This is a genomic window from Methanoculleus sp., assembly GCF_035363275.1.
Classification (GTDB): Archaea; Halobacteriota; Methanomicrobia; order Methanomicrobiales; family Methanoculleaceae; genus Methanoculleus.
Genome location: NZ_DAOSET010000002.1, coordinates 27,290 through 53,063, shown reverse-complemented (window position 1 = coordinate 53,063; position 25,774 = coordinate 27,290). Strand labels below are relative to the sequence as shown.

The following is a 25,774-nucleotide window of genomic DNA, read 5'->3' as shown; positions in this document are numbered from 1 at the left end:
ATGAAGGCCACGGAGGTTCTTGCCGCCCTGAAAGCGGGGAGATCCGTCGCGGGTGACTGCCGGCGGCCTGACGTCGAACCGCTGCCCGGAATCCCGGCGTACCGGGTGACGACGGCTGCGTCGCAGACCGACCGGACCGTCCTCTTCTTCCACGGCGGGGGGTTCACCTCAGGTTCGACGGCCGACTCCCTCGACCTCTGCGCCCGGATTGCGGATGCTGCTTCTGCGGAGGTCGTCTCGGTCGACTACCGGCTCGCCCCGGAGCACCCCTTCCCGGCGGCGGTGGAGGACTGCGTCGCCGCCTACCGGCACCTGCTCCGCGAGGGGTATCCACCGGAGCGGGTGGTGCCGGCCGGGATATCGGCCGGGGGGACGCTCGTCCTCTCGGCGCTCCTTGCGGGAGAGAGCCTCGGCCTCCCGGTGCCGGCGGCGGCAATCTGCCTCTCCCCGGTCGTCGAGATGCTCTTCCTCGGCGACTCGATCGCCCTGAACCGGCGGACGGACTGGCTGGCGCCGGACGACCTCGCGGAGATGCGGGAGGACTACCTTCCCGGCGGTGATCCGGCGGACCCGCTGGCCTCGCCGCTCTACGCGGACCTCGGCGGGCTGCCGTCGCTCATGGTCCAGGCCGGGACGGGAGAGGTGCTGATCGACGGGATCTGTGCGTTCGTCAGCACCGCCCGGCTCCAGGGGGTGCCGGTCGCCTTCGACTGCGTGGAGGGGATGTTCCACTGCTGGCAGGCGTTCGCCGCGGTCCTGCCCGAGGGTGCGGCGGCGATCGAGCGGGTCGGGGCGTTCGTCCGGCGGCACGTGCCGGACGAGGGGTGAGGGGGCTGCCCGGGCATCAAGCTCATTAGGCCGGAGGTTCTATAAGTACAGGCGCGAGTGTTACCGAGCGGCCAAAGGTGATCGACTCAAGATCGATTCTCGAAGGAGTTCGCAGGTTCGAATCCTGCCACTCGCATTCAGGTGTGTCAAAACCTCTCGCAGGGCCGGGTTTTGTCGCCACATAGCCCATCTCACTCCGTTTCGTACCCATTCGTTTTGCAGCGTCACCATCACCTCATCCAGGTTGCCCGCCTGTCGGGGAGAGAGTATTGCGCTGAACATCCGGAGGACTGCCGCAATTGGGAACTACCCGTCCTCGGTCTGCAGGGCAGGGCAGAAGTTGCAGATCGAGAACGGGACCTCCTTTTCGCGGTCGCGGATGAGACAATAGAATGACCCGTTGCGCTCTTCGACCCGGAATCCTCCCGGGAACGGCGTCCCCACCGGGTGGCCCGGGCGGTCGAGGACGAAGATCGTGAAGGCCGATATAAGGTAGTAAAAGACCCGATGTCGGGGTGTATAACGAAACGGAATCCGTTCTGTGGATTCACCCCACCGGAAGCATCCATCGGGGATCATATTGCAGAACTCAACGAACGTTGCACGATCGGTGATCGGTTCGGTCATGGATAGGAACTGGTTCGACCGGTGCATGGCGAGAAGCTGATGGTGGGCGCCGAATAACTGCTCGGTGATGTAGGGGTGGACCTGTTTCCGGTAGGGATCGGGCAGCCGGATCATCTCCGCGTGCAGCCGTCCTCCGAGGATCTGGAGATCCCTGAGCGAGTAACAACCGACTTCTTCAGCGAGGAGCAATCCGAGATCCCCTTTTGTCACTGAGGCCGCCATTCGTCGGGCCACATGATGGATTGCATCTGCCTCTTCCTCTGCCGTGATTGGATCGAACTCCTTCCAGTATGGATATACCGATGATCTTCCATTAATCTGGCGGGGGTTGACCTTCCACCTGCAATCACCGGGGCCTTTGAGGTCACCTCGACGATGTACGAAGACGCATCCCGGATCTTCACCTCGCCGGCGAATCTCGGCGATGAAGTCTTCCCGCTCCGGATCAACCTCAAGCCCATCAGGGTCTTCGAGCCCCCGGTGGCGTTCAAACCGCTTATCCCGGAGTTGAAGTTCATCACGAACAAGAAGATGTAGTCTAGGCATATCAGGGGACAGGCGATGCGGGAGATCCCGGAGGAAGACTACCTGTTGATCATGAACCAGGGGGATTGAAGCGTTGCATGACCGGGGGCCGCCGGGAGGACTATGCAATCGCCGGGGTTGACCATGCGTGGAGAATGACAGCAGCACGGAAAACACAGGCACCCCGGCCGTCACCGGCATGCCCATCGCCCATGCTCTCCGTACTCTCATTCTGCTGTACATATATGTACCTGTACAGGTACATCCTGAGTTCCCGAGCGTTAGGCGCATATCTATCTAAAACGCGGCTAAATTCCAATATTATCGGATATTTGACGATATATGAGTTGGTTGATGTGCTTAATAATTAAGCGAATCGGCCCCCTGTTTAGATTGTTAGAATATGGCCATTTTGTTGATATTTTGGATAAATTTGACCAAATTGGAGGGTAGTGCTCAGGGTAAAATAGCGCATGTGCTTAACTCACCGGGAACTCAGGGTACATACCTCATATAGAGCAGCACTTTCAGAACCCTCACCGCTCCTGGCACCGTCTCATTGACAGCAGTTGCTGTCATTCTGCTGAAAACTGCTGTCATTGCTGTCATCGTTGGGATTGATATCCGGCCAGATGGCGGCATCACTGTTCCAGACCCGATAGATCTATCATAGTATCTATCAATTTGATACATTCTGATAGATACTGTAAACGAGGTCGTCACATCTCCTTACTATTGGGCGACCGATGGCAGCAGTGCTGCAATCTGCTGCCACTGCTGCCAACGTCAGGATCGCCAGCCGGCCGGGCCCGTGACCTCACATCCGCCGACCCCATCCGCAGTGGTCTCGTAGAGGCCGACCGCGAGGCATTCTCCTCGCGTCCAGGGCCTGCCTTCCCGGAGTCTGCCCAGGGACCAGATCCCTCAACTACTCATTTAGTAGATATTAGTAGTTCATTAGTAGTTCACGGCAACGATGCCCGGGAACGACACAGCGGGGTTCCCGGCCACCTGGCATACCGGGGAAATGGACTCCCAATTGTCTCCGGTTATCTTGTTCTATTCGACCAGACCCGATTTTTAGCAAGACCTGAAAATACAGAACCCCGCAAAAAAGGATTTCACTCCGCCCCGGGCCTCACGTCAACGGCAACCTCCGGCGGGGCAAACTGCCTTTTCACCATCGCAAGAGCATACGGCAGGGCAAGCGCAAACGCCGCACACCCGAACGCCAGGAAGAGGTTGCCGTAGGTCGCGACAACGGCGATGACCGGCACGATGGCAAGCGTGGAGACGAACAGGCCGAGGTTCATGGCCACCGAGAATCCGCCGCTTGCCCTGCCGAGGAACTGTTTCGGCGTGATCGCGGCGATCCAGCTCAGGATTGTCGGCATCAGGATGCCCTGGGCCAGACCGACGAGGACCACCGAGACCCCGACGGTGAGAAGCGACGTGGCAAACCCAAGGCCGCACAGACCGGTCCCGAAGAAGACAAATGTAAGGGTGAGCAGGGTATACCGGTGGAGCCTCCAGGCGACTCTCCCGTAAACGAGTCCCACAAGCGAAGAGGCGCAACCCATGGCTCCCAGGAATATCCCGGCGGTAAGCGCGAAGTTTTCGCCCAGGATCCGTGCTGCATCCAGATTCGCAATCAGGTAAGGGAACTTCGTGGGCACCAGGAAGAACAGCATGTTCCCGAGGAACACGGTTGCATATCCCGGGAGGAGGAGGGAGGCCGGGAAGGTCTCTTCGGGTGCTCCCGACGTCTTCTCGACGTTCACGCGAGCGGGTTCCCTCATCGTCAGGAGAACACCCGCGAGAATGACGACGCCGATCAGGTAGATAAGGAACGCCGCACGCCAGGAGACCCCTCCGAGATACCCGCCGCTGGTCTCGAGGACCAGTACTCCCATGCCCATTGCGGCCGCCTGGTACCCGAGCACCCTGACGCGGGAAATTCCATCGTAATAGCAGACGATCAGGGCGGACGTCGTGCAGATGATCCCGGCAATGCCGATCCCGAGAATGAATCTCCCGACCAGTATTGCGGATAAGGAGGTGAGGAAATATCCGGAACACCCCGCGATGGAGAAGATAGCAACGGAGACGGCAAGTACCGGTATTTTGCCAATCCTGTCCGAGAGTTCTCCGACGAAAAAGCCGGTGAGGGCTATCGCAAGCGCGGGAAGCGTAATGATCAGGGAGATCGTGGCTTCTGATGCATCGGGAAATGCTTCGCTGATGAGTGGGAGAGCCGGCGCGACTGCAGCTCCTCCCATGAGAACCATCATGGCCGCAAGCAGGAGGAAAAGTAGCGTTCATCTCGTTGGTTTGAACGGTGTAACCATGCCTTATTCTGTTGCCCGTAATGCGACATGAAGCAAGTGCTCCTGAATACAGTAGCAGATTGTTGTGATCGATGATTCGTCGTTGTTACACTCGAAGACGGGTGAGCAAGTATGCGAACTGATCGTCTGTGGCGGCTGCGACAGGATCGTGACCCTTCGAGACGCCGACGGATCGGTTGAAGGCCGCTTAAATGAGTTCAGGGCGGCGGTCGAAAAAGAAAATGAAAACAGCCGGAGGTCTCGGGCGGCTCACTTGATCTTCTTCTCGAGTTTCTTGAGTTTCTTCTTGGCGGCCTCGCTGCCCGCAGCCGCCTGTTGCGCAAGTTCTTCTGCCTTGGCCTTCTTTGCCCTGTTCAGTTTTTCCATTTGTTTCTTGCTTGTTGGCATACAGATACCCTGCTACGTCTTTGAATGGTTCTATTCATCGTTTTCCCACATATAAATATCCCTGAACGGGCTGCATTTCGAAAATACCCTGACGCCTTCTCACCGGCAGCAACCGCTGCCATGCTGCTGTCAACACGCTCCCGCTGCTGCCGGCGCCGGGGCTGGATCCGGGACATCCCCCCTCTCCGGGGAGCAACCGCCACCTGCGTTGAGGGCCGTGCCCCCCTTGCGGGCTATCACGGCCCCCTGCGCCATGGCCGGAACCCGCCGGCCTGCCGGCGCCCGGGCGGCTCCGGCAGGTATTATACCCTTGCAGTGAAGACTACCGGATGATGAGCACACCAGTGTGCCGACCGCCCGGCGCTCGAGGAGGCAGGCACCATCGCCGGTAAGTGCTGCCAGTGCGGCAGGTGCTGCACCCACATGCGGGACGTCCACAGGGTTATCGAAGAGCGCGGCGACTACATGTTTGTCGTGCACAACCACTATACCGGGGATGCGGAGGAGGTGCGGGTCGATCCGGACAAGATAGCCCTCTTCGAGGACAGGAGCAGCAGCGAGGAACTGCCGAACGCATGCCCCTTCCTGAGATTTGATGGGGAGACGGGAAAGGCGTGGTGCACGGTCCACCTGACACGCCCCGGCCTCTGCCGCGAGTACTGCTGCCGCCTGCTTGTCCTTGATGCGCAGGGGAAGCTGGCGGGACGGGTGACGTATCAGACAGCGCTCATCCCGGAGACCGACGAACTCGGCCGGCTCTGGGAGCGGGTGCAACCGGCGCTGGATAGGCTCCGCGGCCCGGAATGGGACGACGCCTTCACCCATACGCTCACGGTAGCCGGATACCATGTTCGCCGGTAGTTGCCTGGAGAATCCGAAAAAGAGGGACGATAGCCCCATTCTTCCCCGGAACGGGAGCCCGTTATCCGCTCATTCCCATCTTATCGTCGAGCCAGTCGAACTTGGCGGCAAACGACTGCGCGAACGCCCCGAACTGGCAGTGCGACCCGGCACCGTAATCGTCGGAGAATACCAGAAGTTCCCGCTCGCAGGTGAGGTGATCGTAGAGCGCCTTCGCCTGCGCCCCGTCCGGGTCGAGGTGATCGGTCGCGCCGGCACAGACCAGCGTGGGGCACCGTATCTCTTCGGCAATGCCGACGAGTGAAAACTCCATCCATTTCGCCCAGAACTGTGCCGGCGAGCCGGCATCGAAGACAAACATCCCGTTCTCGTTCAGCCAGCGGATGCCGGTATCGTGTGCCATGGCGGTGCGCATGGCAGAGTTGAACTCAACCGGATCCACCTGCAGCCACTCCTGCAGTTCAACTTCTGTCAGGTTCGCTTCCCCGCTGTTCTGCAGGTTCGCGAGGAGAGTCTGTCCGACATCGTAGGTACCTCCGTCCGCGACCAGCGCCGCGATCCGGGGCTCGAATGCGGCACCGCGGGGAGCGAGGTAGCCTCCGAGCGAGACCCCCCAGAGAGCAATCCGGTCTTCATCGACGTCGGGCCGGCTTACCGCATAGTCCACGACAGGCCTGATCACGTTCTCCCAATCGTGACGGAACGGGATGTGCTGGACCCGTATCACCTCGCCCTGGCCCGGCCCCTCGAATGTCAGGACGTTGTATCCGCGTCTGACCCCCTCCTTCGCATAGGGATGGAGCTCCTCCTGGCAGCCGTCAAAACCGGTCTGGACGATAAGCAGCGGCCGGGGACTGCCGGAACTGTCGACCTTGTAGAAGTAGCCCGGCAGCGTGGTGTTCTCATACGGGATGGCGACGATCTCGTAAGGAACGATATCGAGCGCAAGTGCATCGCGAAACGTTTCCCGGCTCTTTTCCCAGGTCTCCACGATCCGGGGATCGGCGGGATTGCCATGCAGGAAGAACTCGGCCGTGCGGTAATACGTTGCGGCCCGGTAGTAGGCTTCCATTGCGGTGACCCGGTGCCCCGCTGCGAGACTCTCGTTCCCCGCTCTCCTGAAGGTCTCCGCGGTCCTGTTCCATTCGCTGTACCAGCTCTCAAAGTCTCTTTCTGTAATCCTGGACGCAGTGGCCAGGCACTCGCCGATATCGGCCTCCCCCGCATACGAGGCCCCAAGCGTCCGCTGGAGTTCGAACGCAAATTCAGGGTCCGTAAACACGAACGTTGGGCAGTCGGAGGCAGGCGCGGCAACTGCCGCGGCGGAAGACGATGCTGACGGTTGCTGACCGATCGCAGTGCATCCTGCAGAAACGACAAGAATTGCGAGAGAAAGAGTAATCATGATCAGTAAGGCTCTGCCGGGTTTCACGGTGGATCGTAGGAAGATCACATAACCGGAGGGATAATAGTTACGAAACATCCATGGCCTTAAAAAAGGAAGCAGGAGATAACGATTATCTGTGGGTTCATGGATACGCGGACGGTGGCGCTGACTCGCGATAGTATCCAGGAGAGGGAGGCACTACTGGAGCGAGCAGGACAGGAATGGGCTGATATGTTCCATTCGCACAGCGGAGCCCGGTACGCGTGGGACGGCATCGCAGATTTCGATGAAGACCTGCTGGTTCTCGAATCCCCGGACGGGAAGTTGCTCGGAGCCCTCTCGTTCTGCACGAGGTATGGGGATGAAAAGAATATCTACGTCTCCCGCATAGGGGTGATCCTGAAGAGACGCGGGTATGGAAAACGGTTGATGCAGGAGGTCTCGAGAATCGCTGCCGCCGGGAGCCAGGGGATCGTTGCACTCCCGACAGACGAGGGACGCCTCCTCTTCCGGGGAATCGGGATGCGCACCCGCCCGGGAGGGGACCCGCACCAGCTCGATTACACGTTCACCCCGGACGAGGCAAAGGCGTTTGCGGAACGCCCACTGGAGATCCCGGCTCCCGGAGGCCGGGCGTCCTGACAGGCACTCGCCGGCTGCCTGCTCCGGCGGTCCGGGGATTACGCCGCCGCCTCGCCGGAACGGGCCCTTCCGCGGCCGCCGTCCACCGCCTCGGCAACACGCATTATGGCACCGACATCCGGCGTCACCATACAGACAGGGAAATAGCCGAACAGCGACGCGTAGTCGATCTTGAGCGCCCGGTACCGGGCCAGGTCGAGGGTTATCCTCTCGAGATCCTCTGCCATCCGGGGGGTCACCCCGTCGCGGAGCGATGCCGGGGCGAGGTCTGCGACGGCCAAAAGCACCTCCTCGCGGATCGTCTCGATCCTGGACGATAAGAGGGAGTGGACGAGTGTGCGGCTGTAACCTCCCTGGAAGTGCCGCACGACGATCATCTGCGTCAGAAAGATGAGGGCAAACATGCCGGCCCCGAGTTCGATATCGGCCTCAGCGGAGATGAAACTGTTGTACGTCACCCCGGGGAGGACGATCGCCGCGATGGAGATGACGCCGGCAACGGTTGTCACGACGGCAGCGGTGAGCGCATACTTCAGCCCCTGGGTCCAGGCCTCGTTATACCGTTCTTTGAGCCGGGACTGCATGCCGAGGATCCCCGCAAAGAAGCCACGTGAATACGGCTGCACATACACGATCGCAGCATAAAAGACGATGATTGCGGCGGACTGGATGACGACGATCACGGCGGAGTACGACGCGAATTCACCGTTCACGATCCAGCCCGAAAGTGCAAACACCGAGGAGAGAGCGAAAAGCACGAGAAAACCCGGGGCGAGCGGCTGGCAGTTGATGAAGAACAGGTTCCAGCCGAGTTCGTAGAGAGAGTTCCTCTGCTGCGTGAGCCGTTTGAGTGCCTCAATCGCATCGGCAGGGACGGCGGCGCTCTTCTCGAGGCTCTCCCACGATATGATCTCCTCGAGGCTCATTCTCTCGCGATTCCTGAGATCGTTGAAATACCTGACGTAGGACTTCAGATCGCCTGCATCGGTCGGGAGCAGGAGGAGGAAGGGGTTGATCATCAGGAATATGAAGGACGCCATGATCCAGTAGAGATAGTACTCCCCGGTGCATGCGAGTAAAAGCCCCAGGTTGATCAGCATCGCCGCTCCAAGGATGGGTGACGTATACGCAAGGGTCCACTTCATCCCGGTAAGGGTCGCGAGGTCGCTCTCTGCCGCATTGAGGATCTTCTCCGCCTCGGCCCGGGAGTATGCAACCTTCTGCGAGAACTCGTCCGGCGAGATCATCGGATTCTCTGCCACACTATTCCTCCCGAACAGGTCCCCGTACGGCAGTTTCATTGATCATCATTTCTCCGGGATTATCTATAAAAAGAGGGTTTCTTCACCAGATGCTCGGTCTCTCCCCGGCGGCCCTGTAGAGGGCATCACCGGACCCGATCTCCGGGAACGCCTCGTAGAACTCCGGGATGTTGAAGAGGACACCGTTCACCCGGAACTTCTCCGGGGAATGGGGATCGGTCAGGACCAGGTTCCGGAGCGAGTCCTCGCGGTCGTTCGCCCTCCAGAGGGTCGCGGCCCCGATGAAGAACCGCCGATCCGCATCGGGGTCATCCGACGGGTTCTCCGTCTTCTTCCAGGCATGGTAGGCAAGCGTCAGGCCCCCGAGATCGGCGATGTTCTCCCCAAGGGTGAGGTTCCCGTTGACGTAGAGGCCGGGGAGGGCCTCGAACGCGTTGTACTCCGCCACGAGCAGGGCCGTCCGGTTGTTGAAGTTTGCTGCATCCTCCTCTGTCCACCAGTCCTTCAGGTTCCCGTCCCTGTCATACTGCCTTCCCTGGTCGTCGAAGCCGTGCGTCATCTCGTGCCCGATCACCCAGCCGAGAGTGGCGTAGTTGAGAGCGGGGTCTCTATCGGGGTCGAAGATCGGCGGCTGGAGGATGCCCGCCGGGAAGACCATCTCATTCCGGGTCGGGTCGTAGAAGGCGTTCACCATCTGCGGGGGAATAAACCAGACGCTCCGGTCGACCGGTCCGCCGATCTGTTCAAGCCCCTCCGGCCCGTGGATGAGGGAGTGGGCTTTCGCGGCGCGGACGTTCCCCACGTACGAATCGGAGAGGTTCAGCCCGGAGTAGTCCGTCCACCGGTCGGGATACGCGATCTTCTCCCCCATGGCGGCGAGCTTCTCGTGGGCCGCGGCTTTCGTCGGTTCGCTCATCCAGGCGAGGCCTGTTATCCGCTCATCGAAGGTCTCGCGGATGGCAAGGAAGATCCCCGATACCATCTCGCGGGTCCGGGGGTCCACGTATTCGGCGACGTATTCTCTGCCCACAAGGTCCCCCAGGAGTTCGCTCTCCGTGTTGACGACACGCTGCCACCGGGATTTCATCTCGGGGACGCCGTAGAGCGTCGTCTCGTAGAAGGCGAAGTGCTCCTCCTCGAAGGATGCGTTGAGGTATGGGGATGCCTGGTCGATGAGCCGGTAGCGCAGGTAGATCTTCCAGTCTTCGAGCGGGGCCGTCTCGAGCAGGCCGTTGAGTCCCTCGACGTAGCCCGGCTGGTAGATGTGCATCCGGCTCACCGGCCCGGAGCCGGAGATCGTGGCAAGGGTCCCCCACCCGATCGCAGGGAACTCCTCCTCGAGTTCGGCCAGGGTGTAGATGTTCGTGGTCTTCTGTGGGTCGCGGTTCTCCTCCGCACTGAGGTGAGCCGCGGCAAGGGCCCTTTCCATGGCATAGACGGTCGAGGTGTCGGCCGCAGCCTCTTCGACAGGCTCTCCAGCGAGCACCAGCACCCGGGCTATGTGCTCCCGGTAGGCCTCCTGGACCTCAAGGCTCTCCGTGTCGTTCCGGAAGTAATAGTCCCGGTCGGGCAACCCGAGCCCGCCCTGGTAGAGAGCCGGAACCATCTCGCTGCTGTTCTCGGGGTTGACCTCCGCCCAGTAGTGGTACACCGGGCCGAACCCCTCTTCCAGGAGAACGATCGTGGCGTTAGCAAGGCCAACACGGGAATCGATGGCATCGATCGCCGAAAGAAGGTCCGAGAGGCCGCCGAGCCCTTCCTGATCGATTGTGCCGGCATCCATCCCGGACCGGTAGAACTGCCCGATGAGGGTAGTGTTCCTGTCCCCATCCTGCGTCGGGGCTGCCGAAGCGTTCAGGAGGAGAGCATGGAGGTCGTCATCCACTCCATCGCGCATCCCGGTGAATACCGCGTAATACTGCTTATCGGGCGGGATGGGATGCTCTGCAATCCATGCGTCGTTGACGTAGGCATAGAAGTCGTCGCCCGAATGGATGGACTCGTTGAGGATGAATTCGCTCTCAGGCGCCTGCGATACGGCACCGGGAACCGCCGTCCCGGCGGGGGCGGAGCACCCGGCCGCTACGAGAGAGGCGATCAGGAGAAGGGTCACGAAAAGATGTTTCACAGAGAGCGTGCCGCATTTGTGAAAATAAGGGTTGTGATATCGCCGCGGCTATAGAGCGAGGGGAAAACCCTCACTCTCCACCCGATCCCGATCGGGGAGGCGTCGCTTGGGAGGATCGACCAGAAGTCCGCCGGGGTGTTCTCCATGATGACATCCATCCCGCCGTCCCGATAGGGATCACGCGGGAAGACCCGGACGGTGTGGCCTCGTGGCGGCTTCGAAGACCCCGGTGCCGGGGACGTATCGGGAAAAAAGGGGATATTAGACGGTATTGTCCCGGTGCAGGGTCAGGGCCCCGGCCATCGTTGCCGTATCATCGCCCGGGTTCGTCCAGGCGATGAAGAGGGTGTCCTGATCGGCCAGGGATCCCGTCGCCCATCCTCCCGGCCGGTCGATGAACGATATGGTCTCTCTGTCCGGGTTGAATATGCCTACAAACGTCTGGTTCTCCACCGTTCCGTCCGGCAGGGAGAACGTCTTGAACCCGCTGATGACCCGGTCGTCCTGCGCAGTGACCACCCACGTGTTTTCGCCGGCGGACATCTTCTCGATTGTATCGTTCAGGAAGTACACGGCTCCGCTGTCCGCTCTCCAGATCCCGATCATCTCCGGATAATCGGCGAGGGCCGCCGCAGGCAGGTCGAGGGGTCCCGTGTATATTCCGGAGCCAAGCCACCAGTCATCGTCAACCTGCACCCCATACGCCAGTTTCGACTCAAGCATCCGGTCACGCGTGGGGTTGATGTAGGCAATCCGGCCGAAACCGTCCCCGTTCCTGACCGCATCGTTCATCTGCCGGAGGAAGATCCCCACGCCCCCCTCGGTCTCGTTCAGGCGGTTGACGCCGACCTTCTCCGGGTTGACCGGGTGGGCGAGGGTAGTGCCGTTGAAGTCATACGCGTAGATGTAGAGTTCCCCCCGGACAAACGATCCGTTCGGGTCGTTAAACTCGGCAAGGGCAGCTTCCTTGCCGTTCTCTTTCACATAGGCAATCGCGCTCTCGACAAAAGCGACGAGTGTCTCGTTCGAGGTGTACTGCGCCTGTGATACGGTGGTAGTCTCCGGTGTCAAGACAGTCACACCGGACCCGCTCTGCATGCAACCGGCCGAGATCAACGACAGGCCGAGAAGAAGCATGATTGTGAATGAAATCGCGAGAGATCTCATTCTTCCAGGTTGGTTTCGCCTACATATAGGATTTGCCGGCAGGTCGGGTCCGGATAGCCGCAAGGGCCGCGTTCCGCCCGCCCGCCCCTCCGGGAGCGCCGGGGACGTGCCCCCGGATCTACCTTCCTCCCGCCCCGCTCGCCGCCCGCTCCGTCAGCCAGGAATAGAACTTCCGGTGCCAGAACGGCACGTCGACCGGCCGGGAGAGCGACTGCCAGGCCGCCCAGACCAACCGATCAGACATGCTCTGCCACTCGCCCACCCGCCGGGCCATGTCGTCTGCCGGCTGCCCGACCGCGTGCAGGATCTCGTGCCAGATGCGGAGGATGATCGCCTCGTCATCCTTGTCCTCGCGCGTGACCCGGACACTCGCCCGATTTTGCATCCCGCCCCCGAGCGCCCGGGCGGGGATTGCGTCATCAAAGACGTAGACGGTTCCGTCAGGGACCGGAAAGGGGAAGCCCTTCCACATCGGGTCCTTCTGGTCGAAGTAACGCACTTCCGGCGTCCCGGTCCGGACGGTGAACCGAAAGTACGGCGGGATGAGCCGGAGGTGTGGCTCAAGCCTCCGCCGCAACTCCTCGGTCTTGAAGAAAAGGTCGAAGTGAGGCATCGGAGCCGCATGGGTACAGGTGGTAATAAATGCTAAGGTCACCCGGGAACCCGGGCCGACCCTCCTCCCAACCCCGGGGTATCGTCCACCTTCCGGGTATGGCCCGCCCCGGGTGCGACGCCGGGAATGCCGCTCGGCCAGGCAGGGAGCGCCTACCCCCGGCCCCCTACGGTGGAGAACCCTCTGCGAGTGCCCCCTGCCGCTCGTCGATCCAGGCCCGGGTCCATGCCCGGAGATCGTTGATGCCGGCAGACCCCTGCCTGTCACGCATCGTCCGCAGGTGGTCCTCGAGTTCGTCGGCCAGTTCAAAGATCAGGGCTTCGGAGGCTTCTTGCGATAACGTCCCTTCCACCCGCAGGCGGGCAGCGCCCAGATCAAGGAAGCGCTGCAACTCGCCGGTTGCCTCGAGAATCGTGGTGAGATTCAGTCTGATGGTAGGCCCCATGAAGAGGGGGTTGACGCACGGAATACATAACCTCATCCATTTGTTCCTGGGCCCATACACAGACTCATTTCAATAAAGCGGTAAAGTGATGGTATAAATTGGCGAAATCACCATTCTTTTTCACCGTCATGCCCGGCAGGAGGGCCAGACCGGTTCGGCTGATCCTGTGCCTGCAGGCGTAATCATTTTATGGAGGCCCGGCACTCAGTGCACGCCCCACTTCAGGGGGTGTGCCTCCCTGATATGGGAGCGATGGAGATGAAGAAGATGCAGGAGCGATCGGAAGTTATCCTGGAACGCAGGACACGAGCGGCCGGCGAGGAATGGTTCATGTCGGCCGACGACATCCTTGATAAGAACGTGATCAATCAGCAAGGAGACGATCTTGGCGAGATCTCGGATATGCGGGTCTCCTTCCCCGACGGCAAGGTGCAATACCTGGTACTCAGGTACGGCGGCGTGCTTGGCATGGCGGCAAAGCGGTTTGCCATCCCGCCCGAGGCCGTAATCTACCGGCCGGGGGACGACAACTTTGTCGTGAACATCGACAAGCAGCGGCTGGACGACGAGCGTGGCTTCGACGAGGACAACTGGCCGCGGGAGGCGGACTACGGCCTGATCCAGTCGGCAGGGACCACGACGCCCCCGACGCGGGAGGAGGCGGAGGCCATGAGGAGGGAGGCGCCCCCGCCAACGGAAGTTGTGAGGACCGAGACGGTCGAGACGCGGCCCCGGCGCAGGTAATCCGGAACCAGAACTCTTTTTTTGGCTGCACGGCCCACCTCCCCGGTGTCAGGAGGCCGACCGCAAGGAAGATTACCGGGGAGAATGAATCGGCCGTGTCGTGTCTTCCATGCCAGCATCCGCTGAAGGTCCGGCGCCGCCGGGAGCACCGGGCGGTGACGGTGTTCTGCGAGTATGGCAGGTTGTCTTCATCGCGGTCATCGCCATCACGTTCACGGTCGCCTACCTGAGCCTGTACGGACTGCTCAACAGGGCCATCTGGGGTGAGAACGACTTCGTGGCGGCCAACCCCTGGGTGGTCCCGGCCGGGGTGCTCCTCTTTTCGCTGCTTGTCGGCCTCTCCCGCAGGTACCTCCGCGCCCCGACCGTGATCCACGGGGGGTTCACGGATTCGCTCAAAGGCGGGGAGACAGAGCCCGATTACCGGACATTCCCCGGTGCCCTCCTCTCATCGCTCTTCTCGCTCCTCTCCGGGGCAAGCATCGGCCCGGAAGGAACCATCACCGTCCTCATTGCATACGTATCCTCCTTCGTCGGGGAGAGACTCAGGATCAACGCTCCCATGGCCGCTCTCGGGTTCGACGTCGCCGCCCTCGCCTCGGCGTTCAACGGCATCGTCGGGAGCGTCCTCTTCACCGGAGTCTTCGCAACCGAGTTCCAGGTCGGCGGGAGCAGGAACGCCTTCCGGCTCCTCACCTGGAACCTGCTCGCCGGCACCATCGGGTTTCTCTTCTACCTGCTCCTCGGCCTCCCGTCCTTCGCCCGCAGCATCCCGTTTGAGCCGATAGGCGAGATCCTGCCCATCTACATCCTCTACGCGGTTCTTCTCGGGATCGCAGGGTCGCTGCTCGCGGTCTTTGCGGGGGTCTCCATGCAGGCAGCCGAGACAATCATGGACCGAATCTTTAAGGACGCGATCCTCGCCCGCATCCTCGCCGCGGGGGCGGCGATCGCGGTCGTCGGTTACTTCGTCCCTGAACTGCTCTTCTCCGGCGAAGCCCAGATCCACGCCATCATCGCCGACCCTGCCCGGTTCGGGGCCGGGATGCTTCTTTTGATGGCGGTCGTAAAACTCCTCCTGCTTGCCCTCTCGTTCAAGAGCGGGTATATCGGCGGCCCGCTCTTCCCCATCATCTTCTCGTCGACGCTCGTCGGGCTCGCGCTGGGTCTCGTCTTTCCGGGTGCTCCGGTCGGGATCTTCGTCCTCTGCGTCGAGGTCGCGGCCCTCACCTTTGCCCTGGGTGCGCCCCTGACCGCCATCCTCCTGGTCGCGGTCGTGGGGACCGCCGACCAGTATACGGTCGTACTCCTCGCACTCTCGGCGGTCACCGCGATGCTGATTGCCACCCGGGTGAAGGAGAGGGTGGGAGGGCAGCGGTAATGCGCCATGCTTTTATACTCCTGGACCCATGACGCCGACTGTCCATCCCGGCGTGCCGGGATGCGGCAACGAGGGGGGAAGAGCATGCAATTCATAAACATACTCACCTGGGAGCCCGGGAAGACGGCCGAGATCATGGAAGCGCGGGCCAGGGAGGAGACACCGGAAGGTGTGACCGTGATCAACGAGTGGGTCGACCTTGTGGGGAACACGGTCTTCCGGCTGATTGAGACGGACGATCCCGTCGCCCTCATGAAACTCAGTTTTCCGTGGAGCGACCTCGGCTACAAAGAGATGCATCTGGTCATGGAATCAAAAGAAGCGCTGGCTATTCTCAGGAAATGAGGCGGGGAGAGGGCGGGCTTACGCCCCTCCCTCCAGGCTTCCCGGCCGGACCGGGACCACGTAAGGTGCCGCGAGATCCCGTTTGACGACCGCGTCGATGCCGTAGACGTCTTTGAGCATCTCTTCGTTGAGCACCTCTTCCGGCACCCCGTGGCTGTAGACCGACCCGCCCGAGAGAACGAGCAGGCGGTGGCAGTAGGTCGCGGCGAGATTCAGATCGTGGAGCGCGAGCACGACGGCAATCCCCCTCTCTTCGGCAAGACCGTGGAGGACTTCCATGACCCCCATCTGGTGGCAGACGTCCAGATTGCTTGTCGGTTCGTCGAGGAGGATCACCCCCGTCTCCTGCACGAGCGCCCGGGCGATCATCACCCGCTGGCGCTCCCCGCCGGAGAGTTCGCCGACCTTCCGGAGCGCAAGCCCGCCGAGGTCCAGAAGGTCGAGCGCGGCAACCACCTTCTCTTCGTCAGCCAGGCTCACCGTCCAGTTCAGGTAGGGCCGCCTTCCCATCAGGACCGTCTCAAAGACCGTCGAGGCGGTCTGGTTCCCGGCCGACTGCGGCACATAGGCCATCGCCCGGGCGACCTCGCGGCGGTGCATCGTGCGGAGTTCCTGCCCCTCAAGCCGCACCCTGCCGCTGTGCGGGGTGAGCATGCCGTCGACGCACCGGATCAGCGTCGTCTTCCCACACCCGTTCGGCCCGACGAGGCCGAGGACTTCGCCGGCGGCGACCGGGAACGTGATCCCCCTGAGCACCTCCCGGTCCCGGTAGGCGAACGAGAGGTCTTCGATCGAGAGCCGGGCCATCAGGCATTCCTCCGGTGCAGGAAGAGGTAGATGAAGAACGGCACCCCGAGGAACGCGGTCACGATCCCGACGGGAAGGACCTGCGGTGCAAGGACGCTTCGCGCGATGCTGTCGGCAGACAAAAGGAGGAGAGCGCCCACGAGGCCGGAGGCGGGGAGGAGTGTCCGAAAATCTCCGCCGACGACCATCCGGGTGATGTGCGGGGCGACGAGCCCGATAAACCCGATCGTCCCGGTGAAGCAGATGATCACCGCGGTGAGCAGGGAGGCGATCATCATGAAGAGAATCATCGAGCGTTCCACGGGCACCCCGAGACTGGCCGCCACCTCGTCGCCTTCGGCGAGGGCGTTGAGGTCCCAGGCGCGGTAGATGAGGTAGGGGATGGTGCAGGCGAGGACGAGGGCGACGATCCCGAGTTTCGGCCAGGTGGACTTGTCGACCGAGCCGAACGTCCAGAAGACCACCGCCTGGAGCTGTTCGGCGCTGCCGACGTACTGGAGGAGCGACGTCACCGCCGAGAAGAGGTACATGACGGCGATACCGGCAAGGACCATCGTTTCGCTCCCGATCCCCCGGTAGCGGGCCATCCCGTAGATGGCAAGTGCGGCAAGCAGGGCGAAGAGGAAGGCGTTGCCGATGACAAGATATTCTCCGCCCGCGACCCCGGCACCGAGGACGATCGCGATCGAGGCTCCGGTGGTGGCGGCCGAGGCGATCCCGAGGGTGAACGGGCTCGCGAGCGGGTTTCTGAGGATCCCCTGCATGACGGAACCCGCCACCGCGAGCCCGAACCCGGCACAGACCGCAAAGAGCACCCGGTGGAGCCGGAAGTCCCAGACAATGGTCGTGGCGAGGTCGGGGGCGCTGAAGGTCCCGGGGAAGAGGCCGGCGAGGATCGCGAGGTAGGACTCGCCCACCGTGAAGTCGGCGGACCCGAGCGTGACCGCGACGCCGATGAGGACGGCGAGGGCCGAAAGGAGGCCGCCGACGAAGAGGGCCCGGGTCTTCTTCAGCCGGGTATACCCCTCCTGGATGATGACGCTCTGTTCCATGGCTGCACCGGTCACGGGTAGACGAACGTTCCCTCGGACGCGAGGTCGAAGTCGATCCCCTGGAACTCGTTGAGGTAACGCTGGTGAACGGCGTGCGGATCGAGGTCGGCGAACCGGTCGGGGTAGAACCACTTCGCGAGGTAGGCCGTCCCGATAAAGTGCTGGGCGCCGCCGAGGATGTCGGAGTGGATGACATAGACCCGGCCGTCCTCTACCGCGGAGACCCTCGACCACCCGGGCCGCTCGGTCAGCGCCGACCGGATCGCCTCGAGCGCCGCGATGTCGTGACCTGAATAGCCGCCGACGGCCAGACCCTGCCCGGCCAGTTTGACAACGATCTCCGGGTCGGTGACGATGATCGCCTCGGGGTCGACGACGGGGTACTCCCCGGTCCCGGTGGCGAAGGGGTTCATTCCCCCGGCGAGCTCGGTCTTCTCGTTGTATCCCGCTTTTGCCGAGACGGTCGTGTAGTCAAACCAGTACTCGAAGTAGACCCGGACCTTCTCACTGTCCGGGATGCCGGCCGTGCCGTCCCGGATCCGGCCCATCGTCGACTCGTAGAAGGAAGCAAACTCTTCGCCGCGCCCGCTCTCGTTGATCATCGAGGCGATCGTGCGGATCTCCCCGGGATACGTGGCGGGCTTGAAGCAGTCAAACCGGAAGACCCGGATACCCGGGGAACTCGCCTCCAATTTCCGCTGGATATCGTCGCAGGCCGCGATGCTGATCGTCGCGTAGAGGAAGACCGCGTCCGGCCGAACAGAGAGGACCTGCTCCATATCGGGTGACCAGATCGACCCGACGTTTGCCTTATCTCGGCACTCCGGGAAGAAGGTGCTCTTCTCGTGGCTGTACTTGTCGACGGCGACGACGTTCTCCATATCGAACCCGAGCGACCGCAACGTCTCCAGGGACTCGCCGCTGAAGGTCACCACCCGGCGCAGGGGGCGATAGAGCGTCACCGTCTGCCCGGACGAGTCGGTGACTTCGAGGGGTTTCCCGTCCCAGTGCGTATAGACCCAGGCAGCATCCCGGATATCGGTCCGGGTGAGGCCGCCGGAGCCGCCCATGTAAGCCGAATCAAGGTAGGTGAGGGCCGCCGATGCGTACTCGGCGCCGGTGAGGACCTTGTCGCCGTCGGCGTCGCCGGGGATGCCGTCACCCGACGAGGCCGAGACCGTCCCGACAACGAAGAGGAGGAGCAGAAGGGCGAGGAGGTGCCGCCGGTTCATCGTCGACCACCCCACCGCCCGGCGAGGATAAGGCCGGCAACCGCCGCAAGGACCGCACATGGCGAAGCGGCCTGCTGTGCGGCAGAAGCAATCGGCTCTGCCCCGGCGCTCGCCGCGATCGTCTCGATGCCGTCCACCGCGACGTGCGATGCGGCAATCCGGCCCTCTGATCCGGCGAGGTAGTCTTCCCACGTGCCGGTGATATCCCCGCTTCCGGAGGCGGGGGCCCGGGCAGAGTAGGTTACCGCGGTATCGTTCATCACCGCAAACGCGACCTGCTGCCCCCGGACGAGGAACCGGTCGGCGGGGTGCCCGGTCCCTGCAAAGGCGTAGCCGCCCGGCAGCGTCTCGACCACCCCGCCGAGGGCCATATCCTCGATCGAGAGCGAGACGGTGAACACCTCGCCAGCCCCGGGCTCCGCGGTCGAGAGCGTCCGGGTCACCGGGGCCCCGGACACGGCGACCGGGACGACCATGAGCAGGAAGGCGATGCAGAAGAGACGGTTTGCCGGGGAACCAATCATGGGTTTTCCTTTGTCAATTAGGTAATATGAATGTTTCTTATTGTGCTAACAAGTCTGAAGATCGGGGGATCTGGAGTATATCAGGATGGTCCCCCGGTGGAGAGATTCATCGCGGGACGCACCGGTGAAAGGCGGGAGGGTGCCGGAGTCCTCGCAGTCGTTATGACGAGTACGTCCTATTATTTATTGCGTGGATATACGTCGACGAATCCGGTGATCTTGGATTTGGACAGAAGACGTCCCGATATTTTGTTTTTGCAGCCCTTATAGTCCGGGATGAACAGACGATTCGGCGCTGCTTTAAAAAGATCCGACAGAGAAAACTCAAGAAATCACTCAGGAATGTGCCTGAGTTTAAGTATAACAACACAAAAGGGTTGGTGAACTACCCCCACCTTGCGCAGGGGGTCTTCCCGCTCCGTCCTTTCAACCCCGCAGAGATAAATCGATGTACAACCTTCAGCGAGACCATTTTGATGGTTGTTGCCGCCGAACCCGGCCGCCTGCAAGACTCCCGCTTACAGCATCCCCTGCTGCCCCATCGCGACGAGCAGCATCGCCGACGCCGCCGAGAGCAGAAAGATCGTCACCGCCCAGACGACCAGGAACGCGACGACCATGAGCGGGCTCGTCTCCCGGTAGGGGAGGAGGCCCTCGTTCATTCCTTTCGCCGTCCGGTAGGCATCGTAGCCGCCCCAGAGCCAGACCGCCACACCCGGAACGATCAGGAGGAAGAGGCCGAGGAGGCTCCCGAGCAGCACCGCGACGCCCCGCACGAACTGCCCGTTGTAAGCCTGCCCGAGGCCGTTAAAGAGGAGCGAGAGTCCTGCGGCCACCGCCGGGTACTTCTTCCGCTCCCGGCGAGAGACCTCTGCGGCCGCGAGAGCTTCCCGGATCGAGACCGGTTCCGCCGTTTCACCACGCATGATTCCCGGTACGTCGGATAAGGCCATCAGCCTATCCCGACTTTGGGCAGGATTCTGCGCACAACCGGAGAGCGGCGCACCTGCTATATACGCAGAAGAACTGTATACCCACAGGGTCCCGGAATCGCTGGGCCGGCCGGGGGTGATGGTATGGATACGGCGGCAGAAAGGGCCGGAGAGGGGCGAAAAGCGAAAGTGCGCGACGTCGTCTACCTCCTCCTCCCGGACGGCCTGATGATCTTCCTCGGTCTGCTGATGGCCCCGATCGTCATCATACCCCTCCTGACCCAATCGCTGCCGCAGCCGGTCGCGGGGTTCTTCAATATGGCCGACACCACGATCATCGCGATCTTCGTCCTTGAATACGTCCTCAAACTGGTCCTCGCGGAGGACCCGGCGAGCCATTTTCTGGACCGCTGGCACCTCCTCGACCTCGCCATCATCACGCTCCCGTTTCTCGAGGCGGTGCCGGTTGCAGGATGGACCATCGCCCGGTCGTCCCCCACGCTCCGGCTTCTGCGGGTGGTGCGGGTGGCGGCGGCCGGCGGGAGGTCCGTGGAGCGGCGGATCGAGCCGGAAGGAACCATCCCGGGGCCTGCAACGCCGGCGGTCTCGACGATGCGGGTCCGGGGATGGGTGGAGGAGGACGGAGCCGGCGGGAGGGAGTTCTCCCCTGCTGAATTGAAGGAATTTCTCGCAGATCCCGCGACCGAGGCCTGGTTTGATATCTCCGGCGCTTCAAGGCCGGACTTCCCGGTGCTTGCCGATATCCTCGGTCTCCCCGTCGCCTACTTCGAGAGCCGGCTGATGAAGGCCTCGCATCCGGGGGTAACGGTCACCGGCACGACCCGGCTCATCTTCGTGCAGGAGCCGGAGCAGACGCTCCGGATCAGAAAAGGGGTCCGGGTCCCGGTCGTGACAACCACCGGGCTCGTCATCGTGAGCCGGGAGAAGACGATCGTCACGGTCTCGAAGGCTGAAGACCGGATCTTTGAGCCGATCCTGGCGGGTCTCGCCGGGAGCGTTACTGCCGGAGAACCCCTGGCCGCCAGGGTGCTCTACGGGCTTCTCGACCGGATCAACGAGGCTTACGCCCGGATCCTCTCGGAGATGGAGACCGGGATGATGCACCTTGAAGGCACGCCCAACAACGAGATGCCGGAGAACTTCCTCGACTCCGTCTTCCAGCTCAAGCGGGTGAGCAGCGTCCTCGTAACGAGCCTCTTTCACCAGAAGACGGTGACGGCGATCGTTGCACGGAGCATCCCCGCGACGGGTCCGTGGGCGGGGCAGAAGAGCATCTTCGATGCGCTTGCCGACGAGACGATCTACCTGCACGAGACCGCCGGGAACATCCGTGAAGGTCTCCTCTCCCTGATCGACGTCCACATCAACACCGTCTCCTACGAGATGAACCGGGCGATGCGGGTGATCGCCGTCCTCTCGGCCCTCGTGCTGATCCCGACCCTGATCGGGCAGGTGCTGGGGATGAACATTCTTGAGACCCCGTTTGAACTCTATCTCTGGGAGGTGACTGCCTGGACCGTCATCTCGATGCTTGTGGTCGGGTGGGTCTTCTACAGGCTGGGATGGCTGCGGTGAGCATCGGAATATCCGCCGGCGGAGCCGGGTTGCTCGGTCCGGGGCGACCGCAACAGAGAGTTCAGGAAGACTAACGGACCCGCGGCGAAAGACCGATGCCTGCAAGCCCAAACGTCGAGAACCGTTACCGGTCAAACACCTTCTTGATCCGGACGCGCCGCCCAAGCACCGTCTCGTACCACTCCTGCTGCTTTAAGGCCTGTTTTATGCTCCGGATCCGGTGCCGGACCCGGGTCCCGGTCTCCATGTCGATCAGTACCAGCCTCGGCACCTCAACCATCCCCGTCGATAGATGGAGTTTGGCCCCGGGGGTTAGGAAGGTTTGGTTTTGTGCCGGTGATGATGGCTCCGCCGGGGATCTGCCGGACCCGACTGTTGTAGTTCAGCCAGCCCTCACGACGCCGCCTCCGGGTTCATCAAGAGAAACCCCGAGACCGGATCCATGGAAGCGGTCTTCAGAGACCTCTAGAAAAGTTTAACGTTAGGCATACCCTCTCTATCTTGAGGTGAGTTCATATGCCGGAATCTGTGTATTGCGGGCACTGCGGGCGAGCATTCCTGGCGGAAGAGCGAAACACGCGTGAAGGCGTGCCTTTTTGCAGCGCGGAGTGTCGGATGGCGGCAGAGAAGGAGGACGCCGGCCAACAAGAGCGCCAGCTGGAGAGGCTCCTGGTCTCGGGTCGGTCCCCCTGGGCCAGATAACCCTGCCGGACGAAAAAAGCCTCTCGATGAGGGTGTGCGTGACGGTGCAGAGATTCACCGTCGAGGAGTAAAGACTCCGGTACGCCTCCCGGCCACGCTGGCGTATAACCCATACTGCTCCTGCAGGGGGATCATGGGGCCGCAACTTTATCAGGATTCTGAATCGTCCGGACCCCGGTGCTGATCCCTATTCCGGTCAGGCAGACGCCGGGAGATTCCGGAGCGGGCGGAAGAACGCCCGGATCTCCCGGGCCATCAAGTCCGGGACTTCCATCGGCGCGAAGTGGCCGCCACGCTCCAGCACCGTCCACCGCCGGATATCCTTCAGGTTGCGCTCTGCATACTCCCGGGGCGGAAGGAGGTCAATATCCTTCGGGGGAAGCGCAAGCCCTACCGGGACGTCGACCCGTTGATCCGGCGCAAGCGAACCCGATATCCACTCCTCGCGGTAGCTGAGTGCCCTGACCGAAGGGCCGCCCGTCCAGTAGAGCATGACGTTCGTCAGCAGTTCGTCTTTCGAGTAGACCGTCTCCAGGTCTCCGTCGCAGTCGCTCCAGGTGCGGAACTTCTCGATGATCCAGGCGGCGTAGCCGGCAGGAGCGTCGTTCAACCCATAGGCAAGCGTCTGCGGTTTTGTACCCTGGAGCACCGCATACGCTCCCTCTTCAAAACCCCGCGTCTGCGACGCTGCAAGATACTCCCGCTCCGCATCGGAGAGGTCCGGGAAGTTCGCCATCAGTATGGGAAAGCCGATGTCGGTGAGGTGGAGGCCGATGATCGAGTCCGGGTGGCGCACGCCGAGGATCTGCGAGATCGGGCTCCCGCCGTCCCCGCCGCCGGCACCGTACCGGCGGTAGCCGAGTTCTTCGGTCATCAACCGATGCGCCAGCTCCGCTATCTTTGCGAGCGGCCGTTCCGTATCCGATCCCGACATGCCGGGATCGCCGATCAGCGAGGGCACGACGACGTCGAACGAGTCGGCCGGATCGCCGCCGAACCGGGCGGGATCGGTGAGCATCGGGATCAGTTTGAGGTAACGGCAGATCGAGTCCGGCCAGCCGTGGAAGAGGATGAGGGGCATCGGGTCAGGGCCTCTCCCCCGCTCGTGGATGAACCGGATCTCCATCCCGTTGATATCGGCGGTATAGTGGGCGAACCGGTTCAACTCCGCTTCACGGGCGCGCCAGTCGAACCGGTTCAGCCAGTAATCGACGAGTTCCTCCATATAGCCCAGGTCCGTGCCGTAGTCCCAGCCCGCACCCTCGACCGCGTCCGGGAAGCGGGTGCGGGCAAGGCGGGAGCGGAGGTCGTCGAGGACCGGTTCAGGGATATCGATGCGAAACGAGTCGACCGCCATGCGGGGAGTGCTGGAGGGAGGGGTGATAACTCTTGTGCCCATCAACCGGTCCATGACCCGTCGTTATATACACGGCGGCCCACTTCACCTCGTCCACGGCTCCCACGACGCCCGGTCCGTGGCAGATCACTGATATCGAACGGATCGTACACGGGAGATCCGGCCTTCTGGGGGGAAGAAGATACCGTCGCCAGGGTGGCTCTGGTTCAGAGACACTTGTATATCAGAACGGCGACGTCATTTACGTCGTCTGTCACGCCTTGCAGGTCATTCATCGGCGCGAGGCCGGCGATGTTGTCGACGTAGATCACAAACGTGACTGGCGTTCCCTTCGCCGTCGTCATGTAACCGAGCAGGCCGAGGGCGTAGAGGAAGAACCCCCTGCTGGGCGCCGGCCGCCGAGGTTCCGGTCCTGGCACGGATCACACTGTAGCCCGGATCTTCCGGCCCGGTACACCGGGCGTCCTGAACCGGTAATCCGGGCCGAGAAGATCGAGAGCGGCCGAGACGGTGAAGACCTCCGTCGTCGAACCCGACGTGAAGAGACGGTCGCCGTTCATCGAGAGCAGCACCTCGCCGGTGGAGGTGTCCCGCGCCATCATGCCCCACGTGGCGTAATCATACCGCTCCCTGGAGATTCATTCCGCTCTGAGTGCCTCGATGGGATTGAGGTTCGATGCCCTCCATGCCGGGTAGACCCCCGACATAATGCAAACCGCGACACCGATGAGCATGGCCTCCGGGACATGGATCAGGCTCCCATAGGTGAAAAAATAGTCCGACGTGCCGACCATCCCCACGACGACGGCATAGCCGACGATCAGACTCAGCACCGCGCCGATGGCGGCCCCGACGATCCCGATAATGACCGCCTCGTAGATGAACATTCTCAGGACCTCGCTCCTCTGCGTCCCGATGCTCCGGAGGATGCCGATCTCACGAACGCGCTCGGTCACCGACATCATCATCACATTGAAGATCGAGACTGCCGCGACGAGGAGTGATATTCCCGCAATTGCCGTCACGAACGTCGTCATCGAGGAGACCGTCGACGTGATGCTCTCCACCATCCTGCTGCTATCCTGGACCGTAACCTCATCTTTCTTCTTGTTCAACGCCCCTTCAATCTTTGATTTAACAGTAGCGACATCGTCGACGTTGTTCACGGCAATGTTGACCTGCCCATACTCGCCTTCACCGCCGAAGAGGTCGACAAAAAGGTTCTCGCTCCCGACGATCGCAACGTCCGTGTTGATGTCCATCGACAATCCCCGTTCCTCAAGGATTCCGGTAACGCGGACCGTCGTCGTCCCTTCGGTGGGATCGCCAATGTCTATCCGGCTCCCGATCCTGAGACCCATCCGCTCGGCGAGGAGCGGTCCGACCAGAACGGAGCTCGGGCTCTCCGGGTACTCTCCCTCTTTAACAGTGAGTATCTGCCGGATTACTTCGAGATCGAGGCCATATATCGTTGCTCTCCCCGTATCGGACCCGACCTCGATCTGATCGGAGTCCCGGTAGACAAAATACACGACCCCATATTTCCCAGCGATCCGTTTGATATCTTTGAACTGGTTCTCCGTCACCAGCACCTCATCGGTGGAGGAACCACCGGCGCCAGGAGGGGGAGGGCCCGGCCCCCCTCCCACCGGTCCTTCCATGCTGTCTCCCTCGCCCGCATATCCGGTGACAGTGAGTTTGTTCGCCATATCGGTGAGTTGTTCCGTGACCGAGAGGGTCATGTTCGCCCCCATCATCCCGATCGATGCGATGGCTATGACACCGATAACGATGCCCAATGCAGCGAGGAGAGACCGGAGGAGATTTAGCCTGACGTTCCGGACAGATAGTTGAAAGATGATATCCCTGACGATCATACGGC

At 62.0% G+C, this 25,774-nt stretch carries 27 protein-coding genes and 1 tRNA gene; 9 read left to right on the top strand and 19 right to left on the bottom strand.

Translation table 11 applies throughout. The features are described from left to right. Positions 1 to 828, top strand: a complete 828-nt coding sequence (locus tag PLN84_RS00675; protein WP_292386331.1) for an alpha/beta hydrolase — start codon at positions 1 to 3, stop codon at positions 826 to 828. A 53-nt stretch (positions 829 to 881) separates the two neighbouring features. Then, a tRNA-Leu gene (locus PLN84_RS00670) sits at positions 882 to 964 on the top strand. A 170-nt stretch (positions 965 to 1,134) separates the two neighbouring features. Here PLN84_RS00670 and PLN84_RS00665 read toward each other — a convergent pair. Continuing rightward, positions 1,135 to 1,773 (bottom strand): DUF2115 domain-containing protein, encoded by a 639-nt coding sequence (locus tag PLN84_RS00665; protein ID WP_292386658.1) that lies wholly within the window; start codon positions 1,771 to 1,773, stop codon positions 1,135 to 1,137. Between PLN84_RS00665 and PLN84_RS00660 the strand changes: the two genes are divergently transcribed. Beyond that, complete coding sequence (locus PLN84_RS00660; protein ID WP_348531858.1) at positions 1,768 to 1,992, top strand: EVE domain-containing protein; 225 nt, start codon at positions 1,768 to 1,770, stop codon at positions 1,990 to 1,992. The genes PLN84_RS00665 and PLN84_RS00660 overlap by 6 nt on opposite strands. 1,109 nt (positions 1,993 to 3,101) lie before the next feature. On the opposite strand, the gene PLN84_RS00655 is transcribed toward PLN84_RS00660, so the two are convergent. Further along, entirely contained in the window at positions 3,102 to 4,283 is a 1,182-nt protein-coding gene (locus PLN84_RS00655) for an MFS transporter (protein WP_292386656.1), read from the bottom strand. Between the two features lie 855 nt (positions 4,284 to 5,138). On the opposite strand from PLN84_RS00655, the gene PLN84_RS00650 reads away from it, so the two are divergent. Beyond that, positions 5,139 to 5,576: a YkgJ family cysteine cluster protein gene (locus tag PLN84_RS00650; RefSeq protein WP_292386330.1), complete on the top strand. Its 438-nt coding sequence runs from the start codon at positions 5,139 to 5,141 to the stop codon at positions 5,574 to 5,576. Positions 5,577 to 5,637: 61 nt separating this feature from the next. Here PLN84_RS00650 and PLN84_RS00645 read toward each other — a convergent pair whose 3' ends face one another. Beyond that, complete coding sequence (locus tag PLN84_RS00645) at positions 5,638 to 6,858, bottom strand: alpha/beta fold hydrolase (RefSeq protein WP_292386329.1); 1,221 nt, start codon at positions 6,856 to 6,858, stop codon at positions 5,638 to 5,640. Between the two features lie 249 nt (positions 6,859 to 7,107). Between PLN84_RS00645 and PLN84_RS00640 the strand changes: the two genes are divergently transcribed. After that, positions 7,108 to 7,605: a GNAT family N-acetyltransferase gene (locus tag PLN84_RS00640; RefSeq protein WP_299953150.1), complete on the top strand. Its 498-nt coding sequence runs from the start codon at positions 7,108 to 7,110 to the stop codon at positions 7,603 to 7,605. Positions 7,606 to 7,643: 38 nt separating this feature from the next. Here the strand turns inward: PLN84_RS00640 and PLN84_RS00635 are convergent, their stop codons facing one another. From PLN84_RS00635 to PLN84_RS00610, 6 genes are all read right to left on the bottom strand, one after another. Continuing rightward, positions 7,644 to 8,867 (bottom strand): hypothetical protein, encoded by a 1,224-nt coding sequence (locus tag PLN84_RS00635; RefSeq protein WP_292558601.1) that lies wholly within the window; start codon positions 8,865 to 8,867, stop codon positions 7,644 to 7,646. 82 nt (positions 8,868 to 8,949) lie between these two features. After that, positions 8,950 to 10,995 (bottom strand): M13 family metallopeptidase, encoded by a 2,046-nt coding sequence (locus PLN84_RS00630; RefSeq protein WP_292386326.1) that lies wholly within the window; start codon positions 10,993 to 10,995, stop codon positions 8,950 to 8,952. Next, positions 10,992 to 11,153, bottom strand: coding sequence for a hypothetical protein (locus PLN84_RS00625; protein ID WP_292386325.1), 162 nt, complete (start codon positions 11,151 to 11,153; stop codon positions 10,992 to 10,994). The genes PLN84_RS00630 and PLN84_RS00625 overlap by 4 nt, the downstream gene beginning before the upstream one ends. Before the next feature lie 103 nt (positions 11,154 to 11,256). After that, complete coding sequence (locus PLN84_RS00620) at positions 11,257 to 12,066, bottom strand: cache domain-containing protein (RefSeq protein ID WP_299953155.1); 810 nt, start codon at positions 12,064 to 12,066, stop codon at positions 11,257 to 11,259. Positions 12,067 to 12,280: 214 nt separating this feature from the next. Next, positions 12,281 to 12,775 (bottom strand): hypothetical protein, encoded by a 495-nt coding sequence (locus tag PLN84_RS00615; RefSeq protein ID WP_292386323.1) that lies wholly within the window; start codon positions 12,773 to 12,775, stop codon positions 12,281 to 12,283. A 166-nt stretch (positions 12,776 to 12,941) separates the two neighbouring features. Further along, positions 12,942 to 13,220: a hypothetical protein gene (locus PLN84_RS00610; RefSeq protein WP_292386322.1), complete on the bottom strand. Its 279-nt coding sequence runs from the start codon at positions 13,218 to 13,220 to the stop codon at positions 12,942 to 12,944. 243 nt (positions 13,221 to 13,463) lie between these two features. Here PLN84_RS00610 and PLN84_RS00605 point away from each other — a divergent pair, with 243 nt between their 5' ends. The 3 genes from PLN84_RS00605 (at position 13,464) to PLN84_RS00595 (ending at position 15,690) form a co-directional block, all read left to right on the top strand. Beyond that, complete coding sequence (locus PLN84_RS00605) at positions 13,464 to 13,964, top strand: PRC-barrel domain-containing protein (protein ID WP_292386321.1); 501 nt, start codon at positions 13,464 to 13,466, stop codon at positions 13,962 to 13,964. A 109-nt stretch (positions 13,965 to 14,073) separates the two neighbouring features. Then, complete coding sequence (locus tag PLN84_RS00600) at positions 14,074 to 15,345, top strand: chloride channel protein (RefSeq protein ID WP_292386320.1); 1,272 nt, start codon at positions 14,074 to 14,076, stop codon at positions 15,343 to 15,345. A gap of 84 nt (positions 15,346 to 15,429) precedes the next feature. Next, positions 15,430 to 15,690: a DUF3303 family protein gene (locus tag PLN84_RS00595; RefSeq protein ID WP_292386319.1), complete on the top strand. Its 261-nt coding sequence runs from the start codon at positions 15,430 to 15,432 to the stop codon at positions 15,688 to 15,690. Positions 15,691 to 15,708: 18 nt separating this feature from the next. Here PLN84_RS00595 and PLN84_RS00590 read toward each other — a convergent pair whose 3' ends face one another. The 5 genes from PLN84_RS00590 to PLN84_RS00570 form a co-directional block, all read right to left on the bottom strand. Continuing rightward, positions 15,709 to 16,497: an ABC transporter ATP-binding protein gene (locus tag PLN84_RS00590; RefSeq protein ID WP_292386318.1), complete on the bottom strand. Its 789-nt coding sequence runs from the start codon at positions 16,495 to 16,497 to the stop codon at positions 15,709 to 15,711. Beyond that, positions 16,497 to 17,549, bottom strand: coding sequence for an iron ABC transporter permease (locus PLN84_RS00585; protein WP_292386317.1), 1,053 nt, complete (start codon positions 17,547 to 17,549; stop codon positions 16,497 to 16,499). The genes PLN84_RS00590 and PLN84_RS00585 overlap by 1 nt, the downstream gene beginning before the upstream one ends. A gap of 11 nt (positions 17,550 to 17,560) precedes the next feature. Then, a complete protein-coding gene (locus tag PLN84_RS00580) occupies positions 17,561 to 18,781 on the bottom strand; it encodes an ABC transporter substrate-binding protein (protein ID WP_292386316.1) in 1,221 nt (406 codons plus the stop codon). After that, entirely contained in the window at positions 18,778 to 19,305 is a 528-nt protein-coding gene (locus tag PLN84_RS00575) for a hypothetical protein (protein WP_292386315.1), read from the bottom strand. Before PLN84_RS00575 ends, PLN84_RS00580 begins: the two co-directional genes overlap by 4 nt. 518 nt (positions 19,306 to 19,823) lie before the next feature. After that, positions 19,824 to 20,231 carry a hypothetical protein gene (locus PLN84_RS00570; protein WP_292386313.1) on the bottom strand — a complete coding sequence of 136 codons (408 nt, stop codon included), beginning with the start codon at positions 20,229 to 20,231 and terminating at the stop codon, positions 19,824 to 19,826. A gap of 150 nt (positions 20,232 to 20,381) precedes the next feature. Between PLN84_RS00570 and PLN84_RS00565 the strand changes: the two genes are divergently transcribed. Further along, positions 20,382 to 21,833, top strand: coding sequence for a CorA family divalent cation transporter (locus PLN84_RS00565; RefSeq protein WP_292386312.1), 1,452 nt, complete (start codon positions 20,382 to 20,384; stop codon positions 21,831 to 21,833). Between the two features lie 124 nt (positions 21,834 to 21,957). On the opposite strand, the gene PLN84_RS00560 is transcribed toward PLN84_RS00565, so the two are convergent. The 5 genes from PLN84_RS00560 to PLN84_RS00540 form a co-directional block, all read right to left on the bottom strand. Further along, positions 21,958 to 22,104, bottom strand: coding sequence for a hypothetical protein (locus tag PLN84_RS00560; RefSeq protein WP_292386311.1), 147 nt, complete (start codon positions 22,102 to 22,104; stop codon positions 21,958 to 21,960). Between the two features lie 627 nt (positions 22,105 to 22,731). Next, entirely contained in the window at positions 22,732 to 23,892 is a 1,161-nt protein-coding gene (locus tag PLN84_RS00555) for an epoxide hydrolase family protein (protein ID WP_292558605.1), read from the bottom strand. Positions 23,893 to 24,098: 206 nt separating this feature from the next. Beyond that, complete coding sequence (locus PLN84_RS00550; protein ID WP_292386309.1) at positions 24,099 to 24,311, bottom strand: hypothetical protein; 213 nt, start codon at positions 24,309 to 24,311, stop codon at positions 24,099 to 24,101. A 3-nt stretch (positions 24,312 to 24,314) separates the two neighbouring features. Then, entirely contained in the window at positions 24,315 to 24,530 is a 216-nt protein-coding gene (locus PLN84_RS00545) for a D-alanyl-D-alanine carboxypeptidase (RefSeq protein WP_292386655.1), read from the bottom strand. After that, on the bottom strand, positions 24,531 to 25,769 hold the full coding sequence (locus tag PLN84_RS00540) for an FtsX-like permease family protein (RefSeq protein WP_348531853.1): 1,239 nt from the start codon (positions 25,767 to 25,769) through the stop codon (positions 24,531 to 24,533). Positions 25,770 to 25,774: the final 5 nt, after the last annotated feature.